Annotated in this window: 14 protein-coding genes; 5 read left to right on the forward strand and 9 right to left on the reverse strand. The window is 33.3% G+C overall.

Features of this window, described 5'->3' with window-relative positions; genetic code table 11:
- Positions 1-19 precede the first annotated feature (19 nt).
- The 5 genes from NSS74_RS14990 to NSS74_RS15010 all read right to left on the reverse strand — a co-directional run bounded on the left by NSS74_RS14990 (position 20) and on the right by NSS74_RS15010 (position 5,131).
- Positions 20-1,165: an ABC transporter permease gene (locus NSS74_RS14990; protein ID WP_002086373.1), complete on the reverse strand. Its 1,146-nt coding sequence runs from the start codon at positions 1,163-1,165 to the stop codon at positions 20-22.
- A gap of 1 nt (position 1,166) precedes the next feature.
- Positions 1,167-2,276 (reverse strand): ABC transporter permease, encoded by a 1,110-nt coding sequence (locus NSS74_RS14995; protein ID WP_002086376.1) that lies wholly within the window; start codon positions 2,274-2,276, stop codon positions 1,167-1,169.
- Between the two features lie 36 nt (positions 2,277-2,312).
- On the reverse strand, positions 2,313-3,251 hold the full coding sequence (locus NSS74_RS15000; protein ID WP_002086377.1) for an ABC transporter ATP-binding protein: 939 nt from the start codon (positions 3,249-3,251) through the stop codon (positions 2,313-2,315).
- A 136-nt stretch (positions 3,252-3,387) separates the two neighbouring features.
- On the reverse strand, positions 3,388-4,488 hold the full coding sequence (locus tag NSS74_RS15005) for a sensor histidine kinase (protein WP_002031110.1): 1,101 nt from the start codon (positions 4,486-4,488) through the stop codon (positions 3,388-3,390).
- 4 nt (positions 4,489-4,492) lie between these two features.
- A complete protein-coding gene (locus tag NSS74_RS15010) occupies positions 4,493-5,131 on the reverse strand; it encodes a response regulator transcription factor (RefSeq protein ID WP_002012250.1) in 639 nt (212 codons plus the stop codon).
- Positions 5,132-5,407: 276 nt separating this feature from the next.
- Between NSS74_RS15010 and NSS74_RS15015 the strand changes: the two genes are divergently transcribed.
- From NSS74_RS15015 to exsE, 4 genes are read left to right on the forward strand one after another with little or no spacing between them, the layout of a single operon-like run.
- Positions 5,408-5,896 carry an RNA polymerase sigma factor gene (locus NSS74_RS15015; protein ID WP_080019334.1) on the forward strand — a complete coding sequence of 163 codons (489 nt, stop codon included), beginning with the start codon at positions 5,408-5,410 and terminating at the stop codon, positions 5,894-5,896.
- Positions 5,893-6,336, forward strand: a complete 444-nt coding sequence (locus NSS74_RS15020; protein ID WP_002086380.1) for a hypothetical protein — start codon at positions 5,893-5,895, stop codon at positions 6,334-6,336. The genes NSS74_RS15015 and NSS74_RS15020 overlap by 4 nt, the downstream gene beginning before the upstream one ends.
- Positions 6,329-7,399: a hypothetical protein gene (locus NSS74_RS15025; RefSeq protein WP_002086382.1), complete on the forward strand. Its 1,071-nt coding sequence runs from the start codon at positions 6,329-6,331 to the stop codon at positions 7,397-7,399. Before NSS74_RS15020 ends, NSS74_RS15025 begins: the two co-directional genes overlap by 8 nt.
- Positions 7,396-8,352 (forward strand): exosporium protein ExsE, encoded by a 957-nt coding sequence (exsE, locus tag NSS74_RS15030; protein WP_340813884.1) that lies wholly within the window; start codon positions 7,396-7,398, stop codon positions 8,350-8,352. Before NSS74_RS15025 ends, exsE begins: the two co-directional genes overlap by 4 nt.
- A gap of 30 nt (positions 8,353-8,382) precedes the next feature.
- On the opposite strand, the gene NSS74_RS15035 is transcribed toward exsE, so the two are convergent.
- Both NSS74_RS15035 and NSS74_RS15040 read right to left on the reverse strand, forming a co-directional pair.
- A complete protein-coding gene (locus tag NSS74_RS15035) occupies positions 8,383-9,630 on the reverse strand; it encodes a DUF445 domain-containing protein (protein ID WP_002189122.1) in 1,248 nt (415 codons plus the stop codon).
- A 153-nt stretch (positions 9,631-9,783) separates the two neighbouring features.
- Complete coding sequence (locus NSS74_RS15040; RefSeq protein WP_016103104.1) at positions 9,784-11,121, reverse strand: D-serine ammonia-lyase; 1,338 nt, start codon at positions 11,119-11,121, stop codon at positions 9,784-9,786.
- Between the two features lie 149 nt (positions 11,122-11,270).
- On the opposite strand from NSS74_RS15040, the gene NSS74_RS15045 reads away from it, so the two are divergent.
- Positions 11,271-11,816 carry a helix-turn-helix domain-containing protein gene (locus NSS74_RS15045; protein ID WP_002012259.1) on the forward strand — a complete coding sequence of 182 codons (546 nt, stop codon included), beginning with the start codon at positions 11,271-11,273 and terminating at the stop codon, positions 11,814-11,816.
- Between the two features lie 48 nt (positions 11,817-11,864).
- Here the strand turns inward: NSS74_RS15045 and NSS74_RS15050 are convergent, their stop codons facing one another.
- Together NSS74_RS15050 and NSS74_RS15055 are read right to left on the reverse strand one after the other, a co-directional pair.
- On the reverse strand, positions 11,865-12,545 hold the full coding sequence (locus NSS74_RS15050; protein WP_215589098.1) for a prolipoprotein diacylglyceryl transferase family protein: 681 nt from the start codon (positions 12,543-12,545) through the stop codon (positions 11,865-11,867).
- A gap of 17 nt (positions 12,546-12,562) precedes the next feature.
- Positions 12,563-13,117, reverse strand: a complete 555-nt coding sequence (locus NSS74_RS15055) for a TlpA family protein disulfide reductase (RefSeq protein ID WP_002031090.1) — start codon at positions 13,115-13,117, stop codon at positions 12,563-12,565.
- Between the last annotated feature and the right edge of the window lie 13 nt (positions 13,118-13,130).

The following is a 13,130-nucleotide window of genomic DNA, read 5'->3' on the forward strand; positions in this document are numbered from 1 at the left end:
ATTGCGCCACACCTTTTCATTAAATGAAGTTCCTCGCATCATTATTTCTTCCAAACTTATAAATAGCAATTAAGAAGAATGCTATCGCGAAAGCGAATAAAATTAAAATATTTAAATACAACTCAGAAAATGGAATGCCTTGCTGTAGTTTTGAAATCGTATCTAGTAACCAACGCTGCGGAAGGAAATCAGCTACTTTTTGTACTGCTTTCGGCATAATGTCGTACGGGAAATAACATCCAGCAAGTAAACATGTTGGTACTATTACTATATTTTGCATTGCATTTGAAGCAGTTGAACTTTTTGAAAAAGACACAATGACTAATGATAAACCAATTGCAATTAAAGCGAATATCATAAGCACACCAATCATAACTATGAAAGGCATATTTATAGTTGTGTGAAAAACATTCGTCATAAAGAATACTGCAATTACAATTTGTACTGTTAATATCATCATATTTACTGCGACATTAGATAATATAAATTTCTTTCCGTCAATCGGCGTTGATAATAATCTAAAATACGTTCTGTTCTCTTTTTCTTTTAAAATAAATCCTGATAAGTTCACTGCTGAAAATAACATAAACATAATAAGATAACCCATCGTTTGATTTGTCATATCTTTATTTTTTGAAGTATCTTCAAGTGTCTCAGACTTTACTTTAAATGAACTTTTTTGATAACCCGCGTACATACTATTAAACGTACTTTGATCGGCCCCTGCCACTTTACTAATTGCAGCGATGTTATCAACATAGTTATATAAATACGATTTTATAAATCCTGTTACTTGATCGCCTTTAATCGATGAAATCTCAATATGACTCGGTTTCCCTTCTCGAACACTTTCAGAAAAACCAGACTGTAATGTAATAACACCATCAAGTTTTTTTGAAGTGAGTTTATCTTCCACTTCAGATTCCTTAATTTTACTAACATTTACATGATTGAGTCCTTCTAAAAATTTCACTGTATCATTTGCGATAGGTTGATTTTCTTTATTTATAACCCCAATATTTAACGTTCCTTGCCCTACATTCCCATATATCGAAAAGGAAATGAGCGTTCCTATTATCGGCAAGCTAATAATAATGAGTAACCCCTTTTTATTTTTCAGAAGCACAGATAACGTTTTTTGTATGAGCCATAAAATATCTTTCATACTATAGCCCCTCCCGTCTACGTAATGCAATAATCGCAATTAATAAGAAGATTGCTGAAATCCCAAGATTTAAAGATATTACCGGCAGTGCCGCTCCTACATCATTTGCATAAATAATTTTCATAATAGCTGTGTTTGCCCACGTTAATGGTGATAAATTCGTAACGGAATTTTCTTCCACTACGAAATACGCACCACCAAAAATAGACGCTAATTGCACAACAACCATAATAATCGCTCTAGATGCCTCACCTGTTTTTGTAATATATCCGATTCCTAAACCGAAGCTAATTGCTAAAAAGACTTCTGTTAGTAAAATAATAAATATGATTCCAATATGGTCGCCCCAATTCGCTTGAAAAACAAATTTACTAAATAAAACGACAAGTAATAGACAAAGTGCATTCGCTACAAGACTACCGAGCACTTTCCCAATGAAAATTTCAGCCTTACTTATAGGTGCTGCAATTAAACGATCTCCTGTTTTACGTATTCGTTCTCCTCGAATTAAAAAACTCGCCCCCATTGCAGCGTACAGTGCAATCATCGTCGTCATTACAACCGCATAGTAATCCATAGAACCTGGTTTTTTAGCAGCTTGTAAAGATGTTTCTTTAATATAATCATTATGATTTCCGTTTGAAATAACTGCGCTAACCTTACTCGGATCTACTTTTGCAACTTCGGCCACTACGTTGTACTTATCAACAAATGTTGTAAGCATGCCTTCCACAATACTTCCCTCAATACTACTTTTGTCACTTCCATAAAATTTTGCACCATCTTTATTTAACTCTACATAAGCAGCATATTTATTTTGCTTCACTTCTTCTTTCCCATCTATACCTTCGGAAGCTTTTTTAAAATGAATACCTGATTTATCGACTTCTTTCGTAAATGCTTCAAATGATTGAGAAAACGTGCTACTTGCTTCATCTTTATATAGCACTTGTATATCCTTAAACGATTGACTATCGCTATTAAATGCATTCGTTAACGCTGTTCCTAACACAAGCATAAGTACAATCGGAAATGCTAACATAAAAACTAAAGTTCTTACGTCCCTGAAATCTCTTTTAATGTGCATCACTGCAATGTTAAAGATGTTCAATTGATGAACCTCCCTTTACCTTTTCTTCATTTACCTTTATTTATCTCGTAAGTTTCTTCCAGTTAACGTAAGAAATACTGTTTCTAAGTTTGGAGCCTGCTCCTCTAACGAACGAATTTCAATGTCATGATTAATGAAATGCTGAATAATTTTATTTAAATTATTTAATCCTGCATCCGAGTTTACCTTGATTACGTTCTCTTCAATTTGAACAGCTTTCACACCATTTATCTCTTTTAAATTTTCTACATCTAAATTTTCTACTGACTTTACTTCAATCCAAATATCTTTCGTATCTGTAATAATTGCTTTTAACTGTTCTTTCGTTCCTTCTGCAATTACTTTACCGTGATCGACAATTGCTATTTTCGTACAAATCTCTTCTACTTCTTCCATGTAGTGACTCGTATAAATAATCGTACTTCCCATTTCATTTAATTTTCGGACAGACTGAAGAATGTAGTTCCTTGACTGCGGATCAATTCCAACTGTCGGTTCATCCATAATAATTAACTTCGGTCTATGAGCGATTGCACAAGCGATATTCAGTCTTCGTTTCATCCCGCCAGAAAAGTTTTTCGGATAACTTTTATGTTTATCACTAAGGCCTACAAATTGAAGTGCTTCCTCTACTCTCGCTTTTAGCTCGGCTCCTCGTAATCCATACAATCCAGCAAAGAATTTCACATTTTCATAGGCAGTTAACTCTTCATAAATCGCAATATCTTGCGGAACGATACCGATATTCATTTTCGCAAATCGATTATGTTTCTTTATATTTTTTCCTAATATGCTAATTTCACCTTCATTACTTCTTAACAAACCAGCAATCATATTAATCGTTGTACTTTTACCAGCACCATTTGATCCTAAAAAGCCAAATATCTCTCCTTCTTTAATAGATAAAGACATATTATCTACTGCGATGAAGTCACCAAATTTTTTCGTTAAATTTTTAATTTCCAATGTATTCATCATTTCACCCCTATTTCGGTTTCTCTGCTTTTATTATAAACAAAAAGAATGAACCTGCTCAGTGCAGAAGTTCACCCTTTTCACATGAGATTATTCACTTTTTTCATATGAGATGATTCATCCTCGTCTCATCCTCTTATATCGGCAATAACATTGTTACTGAAAAACCACTTGTTCCATCTACAATAATTTTCCCGTTTACTGATGCTGTTCGCTCCTCCATTCCCATAATACCGAGGCCTTTCTTAACAAGAGCTGCCCCTTTACCATTATCCTTCACTTGTACTTTCACCATCTTGTTCAGTACATGAATATCTATTGAAATGACTGTCGCATCAGCATATTTCATCGCGTTTGTTAATGCCTCCGTAACATTTTCACCAATAATCTTCCACTGAATCGGTGAAATCATATCTAAATTCCCTTTATATACGAAAGGAATATTTATATCATGCTTACCGGCAAATTCCTCTATGAATAATTTCATACGATGAATACCAATTTGCTCAGTTGGTGGCTTCATATTTTTTAATGTAATCCGAATGCTTTCAATTCCATCTTTTGAAATATGAATTGCATTTTGTAATAACTCAGCAGATTTCACTTTATCTATTTCCATTAATCTCTTCGCTGCTTCCATTTGAATTAGTGCACCTGTCATTGAGTGACCGATTTTATCATGAATTTCTTGAGATAGTCGATTTCTTTCCTCTAATTTAAATGTGTATTCAGATTGCCTTATGTAATCTTTATTTTCATTTAAGCTTTTCGTAAGTCTTTGTATGTCTTTTCTCATTTTATCATTTTGCATTTCTAGTTTTAATAATCGTGCTATATAGCGGTGAGCTATCGTTAAGGAAAAAAAACAAAATGCACTAATAAGTCCATACGTCATTTGAATACCTTCACCTATAAAAATAATAGGAAGAATCATAATGAAAAAGATTAACCATTTCTTTTTTATGTAATAATTTGCAATTTCATATAAGTTCAAAGGTAAAAACAAAATAAAAAATGGATGAACCTTCCATGTAAATAACATAACTACGCCAATTGACACACAAGTTAATATGTTTTTGTACGTATCTTTTTTAAATATAGAGATCAACACATTGACAGAAAGATATAAAAGCAAAGTAAGTATAATCCACGGTAAGTTCGTAACATTTAAATGAATGTAGCTAAACACTATATATAAAAAGACAATAAGTTTACTTACAGTTAACCAAAATTCCATAACATTAATCTACTTTCCCTGTTAAGTAATAAATCGCAATTTGTGTGCGATGTTCTAGTCCAGTTTTCCCTAAAACTGATGTAATATAATTTGCAATCGTTCCTTCAGATATGAAAAGTTGCTTCGAAATTTCTTTATTTGAGAAACCTTTCGCAATTAATGCGATAATACTAAGCTCTCTTTCTGTAAAAAGACTCTTATCAATTTTAGATTCTTCCTCTTTACTTTCCATTAAATTAGACTTAATTTTATCAAGCACTACATCTTGCATAACAGTTTGACCGTTATAAACTCCTTTTATCGCATCACGAATACGCTCAGGATCATTATTTTTTAACAAATAACCTTTCGCTCCGTTTTTTACTGCATCCAAAATATATTCATCATCATCAAACGTCGTTAAAATGAGAGGCTTCGTTTTTGTCTCTTCACAAATTAACTTCGTCGCCTCTACCCCGTTCATGTTTGGCATACGAACATCTAAAAGCGCGATATCAACTTCATACTTTTTACAATACGCTACAGCCTCTTTCCCATCATTTACAGTATCTAATACTTCAAACTCTTCGTATGTATTTAAAATAATTTTCATGCCTTCTCTAATAAAAGAATTATCGTCCGCTATTAATATTTTAATTTTCATGTTTGTTAGTATGGACCTTCCCCTACTAACATTCACATCCTTTCTCTGTGTAACATTTCCTTCTTGCTCATTATATACTTCTCTTTACCATTTTTTCACACCTTTTTCATATAGCCCTCCTGCTAAAAATATATTATTCTTTTTTTATAACATGTGTAGGGTGACTTATCATTTCTTACGTCTATATAATAGAATGCGTCAAAAAGGAGGGAGAGACCGATTGAGGAAAAACAATTAGTTGAAAAAGCACAACAAGGAAGCGAACATGCTTTTCGTATCCTTGTACAAACATATCGTCATTATATTTTTCAAGTTATCTTTTCTATTTTAAGACATGAAGAAGATGCTAAAGATGTTACACAAGAAGTATTCGTAAAAATTCACGCCTCTCTCCCAAATTATCAATTTCGCGGATTAAAAACGTGGATGGCACGTATTGCCACCAATCACGCTATTGATTATAAGAGAAAAAAAGCTAGAGAAAACGAAGAACTCTCCTTATGTAAAGAAACTGCGGAAAATATAAAATCCTCTCATAATATTGAGGCTTTATTATTGACGAAAGAGCAAAAATTACTCATTGCTCAAAAACTGCGAGAACTTCCCGACAATTACCGTGACGTCGTTCTCGCACATTACTTAGAAGAAAAAAGTTATCAAGAAATTGCTTTGCAAGAAAATATTGAAGTGAAAACAGTCGAAATGAAACTGTATCGGGCAAGAAAATGGATTAAAAAACATTGGAAGGAGGAAGAGTTTCTATGATGCATTATTCAAAAGAAGATTGGCGCAATTATACATTAGATGTTATATCAAACAATGAACGTGAATCTATGGAAGAACATCTTTATGAATGTGATCATTGTTTAGCACTTTATATGGAAAGTATTGATGAACAACATGAAAACCTTCCAATGATAAATGATGATTCATTTACGAACGAAGTTATGACGCAAATTAATTTTGAAACACTACAATCTAATGAAAATATAAAAACAAACTCACTAAAGCGCACAATTATTCACTACATAATTGCGACTGCGGCTACAATTATTTTTATGGTAAGTGGTTTATTCCAGTATATTTTCACAGCGACATCAAATTTCGAGAAATCTTCAAAACATAACGAGTCTTCTATCTCACAACAAATTGTAAACAAATCGGTAGACACATCAAAAAAGGACGGAGGTTCAAAGCATGAATAAAAATCCCTTTTTAGCACTTGTGTTAGGGCTAATTCCTGGGCTTGGACATTTATATTTAAAGAAATTTGGACGATTTATTTTATATAGCGGCGGGGCTTTATTTCTATTTATCCTTGCAGCATTTTGTACAATAGCATTAGGAGCGCGTGATATTGCTTTTCTTTCTCTATTTTTACTAGTCGTGTTATGGGCGATCAATTTATTAGATTTAGTTATCACTATTATTAATCAATCGAAAAAACAAGCAGCCGGAGAATTTACAGAGTCCTCTAAAGAAAGCGAACGATTTTATATCATTCTTCTATCAATCATTCCTGGGCTTGGTCATTTTCAATTAGGACTTATGCAACGCGGACTTACATTTTTAGTCGCTTGCACAGGAATCGGAAGTATGATTATATTCGTTGCACTCTTAACATCTCAAGGAAGTTTCCTTATCTTTCTTATTACATTACCTGTTTTATGGATTTATAATTTCTTCGATGTTGTTCAACAACTACAGAAAAAAGAACGCGGCGAGCAATTAGTGGATCGTACTATTTTTGAAGAATTTGAAGAGCACCGAGAACAAGGAAAGAAAAATAAAACATTCGCTTCCATTTTAGCAATGTTTCCTGGAGCAGGACATATGTATTTAGGCTTACAGCGCCGTGGTCTTCAGCTTATGGCAGCCTTTTTACTATCTATTTATTTGCTCGACTTATTAAGACTTTCTGCGTTTTTATTTTTAGTACCAATCATTTGGTTCTATAGCTTTTTTGATGCGTTACAGCAAACTGCAAAATACGGAAAAGAACGTGTAAATGACGAACCTATCATTGACTATTTTATCAATCATCAAAGATGGATCGGTATTGGGTTAATTACACTCGGTGGTTATTATTTATTAGATCAAACAGTCCTTCCTATTTTGAATGACTATTTTGCAACTATATTTAATATTCATCTTAGCGAACTATATTATCGCTATTTCCAAACATCTATCGTTGCTCTCCTTTTAATTGGTGGCGGCTTTAAATTGTTACTTGGAAATAAAGAAAACAAAGGTGGTACAAACGAATGAGAACATGGCGCGTTGGAACCTTCTCAATGGGGCTCTCCATTATTACATTAGGTTGCTTTTTACTATTTTCAGTCGTAAAAGGAGTTCAAGCATTAGATACATTAACAGCCTGGTGGCCTGTTTTACTTATCATACTTGGCGCTGAAATTTTACTATACCTTCTATTTTCTAAGAAGGAACATTCATTTATTAAATATGATATTTTTAGTATTTTCTTTATCGGAGTTTTAGGAAGTGTTGGAATTGCTTTTTACTGCTTATTATCAACTGGATTGCTAGAAGAAGTTCGTCATTCTATTAACACAACTAGACAAACGAGTAATATTCCAGACGGACAACTTGATATACCTGAATCTATCAAAAAAATCGTAGTGGATGCGGGGCATCACCCTCTAACGATAGAGGGAGATAATACAAATCAAATTCATCTTTTTGGAACATATGAAATGACGACAAAAACAAATGAAAAACCTAATTTAAAAAGAGATGATTTCCTTTCAGTTCAAACGGCTGGAGAAACGATGTATATAACGTTAAAACCATTACCGGTTCAGCATACGTTTTTTAACTTCGCACCACAGGTGAAACAAACACTCGTTCTTCCGCAAAATAAAAATGTAGAGATCCGCGCTTCGAATAACGAACTATCTCTTTATCCAGGTCAATTACAAAATAATTGGTTTGTACAAAACAGTTCAAACGTATCTGTTCATTTAACTAAAGAAAGTGATGTTTCTTTAACAGCCGTAACAAATCAAAAAGAAACTCACGGAAACACACCTTGGGAACAAGTAGATGATTTAGCGAAAAAAGAAAATAATTCTTCAGAAGAAAATCCAGAATTAAATGGGCAAGAACATTGGTATAAAAACTCGATAAAAACAGGAAATGGAACGTACAAATTAAATATTGAGAAAGCTTATAATTTAAATATGAGCGTTATCGAAAAATAAGAAACCTTCCACAATTGTGGAAGGTTTTTCTCATATAATCGCTTTTATTCCTTCTAAAATTAATCCAATCATAAAACCACAAACAGCCCCGTTCACACGAATCCACTGCAAATCTTTACCGACATTATTTTCAATCATTTCGATTAATGTTTTATCATCTAACTTATCAAGGTTTTCTTGCACAAGCTTTCCAATTTTCGAATGATTCTTTTCAACAATAGTAACAACTTGTTTTTGTAACCAATCTTCTATTTTTTGAACAGTCAATTCGTCTTCTTTTATTTTATTCATTTGTGTTTGTAAGAATGGAACAACATATTTATCAGCAAATTCTTCATTCTTCACAAAAGTAACTGCCCTACTCTGTACTTGCTCTAGCATCTCTTTTATTTTGTCAGTAGCATCCCAATTTGCAATCCATTTTTCTTTCCACTTCTCTAATTCCTGTAATAAAGATTCATTTTCTTTTACATTTATAATCTCTTGACGAATTTTCGCTAATATAAGTTGCCTTGTGCTATTATCTGCATCTTGTAAGCTGTTAATATTGCTAATGATAAACTTCTGCAAAATGCCGCCGATTTTATCCTCATCAACAATATTCATAAACGATTTCAAAGTAAACTGTAGGAATCCATCTACTTTTATGTTTTCCATCGCCTTCATGCCTAAGCTTCCGAGCTGATAACGTGCTTCATCTTGAGCTGTCCAATCTTTCACTTTTACTAATATGTAATCAAGTGTTTTTTCATCATATTCTTGCACTACTAATTGATCCACGAGAACTTGTAATATGTTACTTGTATTAATTGTATGCAAATACGTTTTTAATTCTTTTTCAATAATAACTGCTAATTTTTCCGTATCTATTTGAAGAATCGCTTTCTCAGCAATTGTTACAATCCCTTTTTTCACAGCGTCAGACTGTAACTCTTTCTCAGCAATTTGCAGTACCGTTTGTGCTAGCTGCATTTCTTTTACTTTACTTGTAATACTTTCTTTCGTCAGCCATTCATTTTCTAACGTAGAAACGAGACCCTTTGTTACCCGCTTACGATTTTTCGGTAATAATGCTGTATGTGGAATTGGAATTCCCAACGGATGACGGAATAAAGCTGTAACCGCAAACCAATCCGCAAGTCCACCAACTAACCCAGCTTCAAATCCCCCTTGAATAATCTCCCCAGCTACCGTTCCTTGAAAAGGGATGGAAGCCGCAAAACCTACGCCCATAACCCCAAGCGAAATACCCGCTATATATTTAGTCTGTAATGACATCGTATACACATCCTCTTATTATGTAAAATAAAGCTTTTTGTTATTTTTATTCGATATTAGCAATCCTTTATATCTATACTATAAAGAACTAGTGCGAAAATAACAAAGAATTTTATGTACATGAAAAAAATGAGGCTGTAAATAGCCTCATTTTTATTTACACGTTAATTCCAAACCTTTCTTATAATACCCATTCATCACGTCTTCCGGAACCATACTCCCACCAGTTCCCCACACAATATGAGTACCTTTCTTCACCTTCTCTGTTAACTGTTGTTTTTGTAAATACTCATTTTCAGCTTTACATACATTCAACGGCCCTATCATACCCGCTAATGCAGAAGGCTCTAAATAAATATTTTCAGTATCAGCCAGTTCTTTTAATAATCTATATAACTCTTCATCACTTACTGTATAATTTCCACTCAAAAATGGTTCCATCGTTTTACCGACAAATCCAGATGGTCTTCCTACTGCAAGCCCATCCGCATCAGTTACATTGTCAATCCCGATATCTTGAACGGCAATTTTATCGTGAAGCCCTGTCATTAAACCGAGTAACATACACGGAGAGTGCGTAGGCTCCGCAAAGAAACAGTGCATATTGTCTTTGTACAATAACTTTAAACCAAATGCTACTCCGCCAGGCCCGCCACCTACCCCGCACGGAAGATAAACGAATAAAGGGTGCTCTTCATCTACTACAATTTCTAACTCTTCTAATTGTTTTTGTAAACGTGACGCTGCTACTGCGTATCCTAAAAATAAATCATGTGAGTTTTCATCATCAACAAAATAACAGCTAGGATCTGCATCTGCTTGCAGTCTTCCTTCTTCTACTGCTTTACTATAATCAGCTTCATATTCAATAACGTTTACACCTTTACTTCTTAATAAATCTTTTTTCCATTGTTTTGCGTCTGCTGACATATGGACTGTCACATTGAAACCTAATTTCGCACTCATAATACCGATGCTAAGCCCTAAATTCCCAGTAGAACCTACTGCAATTGAATACTTCGCAAAGAAACCTCTAAATCTATCACTATCTAAAATTGAATAATCATCTTTCTCTGTTAACATTCCATGCTGCAATGCTAATTGCTCTGCATGTTTCAACACTTCATAAATGCCGCCTCTTGCCTTTATTGATCCTGATATCGGAAGATGACTATCACACTTTAATAATAATTCTCCTAAAATAGGCTGCTCGTAATTTTTCTCTAAAGATTGTTTCATAGAAGAGATTTTCACTAAAGGTGATTCTATAATACCGCCTGTTTCTTTCGTTTCAGGAAATACTTTCGCAATATATGGTGCAAAACGCTTTAATCTCTCTTCCGCGTCTTTTACATGTTCTTCATTAAGTGGCGAATTTTTTATTGCTGTTTCATACTTTTCCATATTCGGGTTTACCCAAAATACTTCTTCTGTTGCGATTAAGTTATTTACTAGTGGATATTGCTCTTTTAATGCCTCTATCTCCTTCATTCCTCTTCCTCCTCATATCCTTGTAGATAGCCATATAATAAATTATAATTAAATTAATTTTAATATAGTTTAACATAAATAATTCATTTTAGTTAATTTTAATTTAATTTATTTAAATATAATTTAATAATTATTAAGGAGCATTTATTATGGAAAATATAGATATTGGTAAAAAGATTGAAAAACAAAGAAAAGAAAAAGGATTAACTAGTAAAGAATTAGCAAAGATGGCCGAAATCACACCATCAATGCTTAGTCAAATTGAACGTGGTTCTGCTAACCCTTCTATTCAAACATTAAAGGTACTTGCAAAAGCTCTTGATGTTCCAACATTTAGTTTTTTACTTGAAGAAAATAATACAGACGATTTAATTGTACGTTCTCATAAAAGAAAAAAAATGATTATCGATAATTTATCATATGAATTGTTATCACCTGATTTCACAGGAAATTTAGCAACAGCAATTATGACTATCCCACCAAATACTGCTTCATCAGAAAATGTTCTAGAACATAAAGGTGAAGAATTAGCATTTGTATTAGACGGAAAAATCACATTGCACTTAAATGAAGAAGAATACACATTAGAAACTGGTGATAGCGTAAAAATACCAGCTTATTTAAAACATAAATGGGTAAATCAATTCGAGAAAAATGCGATTGTTTTATTTTCTGTTACTCCGCCGATTTTTTAATTCATATGATGATACAAAAGTAGCCATGCTCTCCGTGCATGGCTACTTTTATTTTTTTGGTACTAACAAAATCCCTAGACTAATAACACAAAAACTGAGTATTTGCTGTATTGAAAGACCAAATAGAACTGAATTTTGTTCACTAATAAGTGAAATAATGATATGAGCAATTCCCTCGCAAATTAGAAAAAAGCTTATATTCTTTCCATTTCCTAATCTTTCATTTTTAATCCATAACGAGCCAATTATACCGAGTGCGAGTATAATCTCATACATGAAAATAGGATGATACAAAAATTTTGATTCATATATTTTCATCCCCCACGGCAGTGTCGTTTGTGCACCTACTTCTTGATGGAATATAAAATAAAAGATTATACTCACGCAAAATCCAAAAGGTAATGTATCAAGTAAAATCCGAAGAGAAAATTGCTCTTTTTTACTTTTCCAAACAATATATATACTCGCAATTACGCACCCTACTATAATATGCTGAATACTTCCTACAGCTAATAATGCTGGCATTGGCGCCCCAATGGCCCATACCGGATTTAAAATTGCCGGTGCGAATTTCCATACTAATACAATGATAAGAAAGCCATTCGTTACTGCATCCATCATTTTTTCATATTTAATATTTTGCTTTTTCATCCTTAGTTTCATTAAAGTAAATCCAAATAAACTTCCTATTATAAGAGAAACGGGTTGTAACCTCACCATCCACTCCATCACTATGAAATCCCCTCTTAATTCTCAATTATTTTCTTAAACTTCTCTTCTAATTGATCTGGAGGTAATACACCTCGTGCATGATCTACAATAATTCCATCTTTATTAACAAAAAATGTTGTTGGTAAAGAAAATACTTTATAATCTATTCCAGCTACTCCGTCCATATCTAATAGAACAGGAAATTTAAATCCGTGACGATCTGCAAATGCGCTCGCTTCTTGTACTGGATCCCCGATTGTTGCATTTACCGCAAAGATTTCAACATCCTCCTTATATTTATCATACAAACGAACTAGATCAGGAGCCTCCATTTCACATGGACCACACCATGATGCCCAAAAATTAATAACATATGGTTTTCCCTTTGCATCATTTAACGAATAAAGCTTCCCGTCCAATCCTTTTAATGTTATGTTCGGCGCTTTAAATCCCACTTGTGGTAATACTTCCTTCTCTTGTAACTCCGCTTGTTTCGCTTTTCTTTCTTTTTCTTCTTTCTTAGTATTATAAAAGTTAACTCCTGCCCAAATTAGTGCCCCAGCTAGTATAATAGCAATTAGTTTCTTCACTTTTTTTCCTCCT

Source organism: Bacillus sp. FSL E2-8868, from assembly GCF_038005505.1.
Lineage (GTDB): Bacteria > Bacillota > Bacilli > Bacillales > Bacillaceae_G > Bacillus_A > Bacillus_A mycoides.

Excerpts from the sequence above, each read along its gene's own strand:
- NSS74_RS15040 (WP_016103104.1), bottom strand. The coding sequence starts at position 11,121 with ATGAAGGAGATAGAGGCATTAAAAGAGCAATATCCACTAGTAAATAAC.
- NSS74_RS15025 (WP_002086382.1), top strand. The coding sequence starts at position 6,329 with ATGAATAAAAATCCCTTTTTAGCACTTGTGTTAGGGCTAATTCCTGGG.
- exsE (WP_340813884.1), top strand. The coding sequence starts at position 7,396 with ATGAGAACATGGCGCGTTGGAACCTTCTCAATGGGGCTCTCCATTATT.
- NSS74_RS15035 (WP_002189122.1), bottom strand. The coding sequence starts at position 9,630 with ATGTCATTACAGACTAAATATATAGCGGGTATTTCGCTTGGGGTTATG.
- NSS74_RS15005 (WP_002031110.1), bottom strand. The coding sequence starts at position 4,488 with ATGGAATTTTGGTTAACTGTAAGTAAACTTATTGTCTTTTTATATATA.
- NSS74_RS15000 (WP_002086377.1), bottom strand. The coding sequence starts at position 3,251 with ATGAATACATTGGAAATTAAAAATTTAACGAAAAAATTTGGTGACTTC.
- NSS74_RS15020 (WP_002086380.1), top strand. The coding sequence starts at position 5,893 with ATGATGCATTATTCAAAAGAAGATTGGCGCAATTATACATTAGATGTT.
- NSS74_RS15050 (WP_215589098.1), bottom strand. The coding sequence starts at position 12,545 with ATGGAGTGGATGGTGAGGTTACAACCCGTTTCTCTTATAATAGGAAGT.
- NSS74_RS15045 (WP_002012259.1), top strand. The coding sequence starts at position 11,271 with ATGGAAAATATAGATATTGGTAAAAAGATTGAAAAACAAAGAAAAGAA.
- NSS74_RS15010 (WP_002012250.1), bottom strand. The coding sequence starts at position 5,131 with ATGAAAATTAAAATATTAATAGCGGACGATAATTCTTTTATTAGAGAA.
- NSS74_RS14990 (WP_002086373.1), bottom strand. The coding sequence starts at position 1,165 with ATGAAAGATATTTTATGGCTCATACAAAAAACGTTATCTGTGCTTCTG.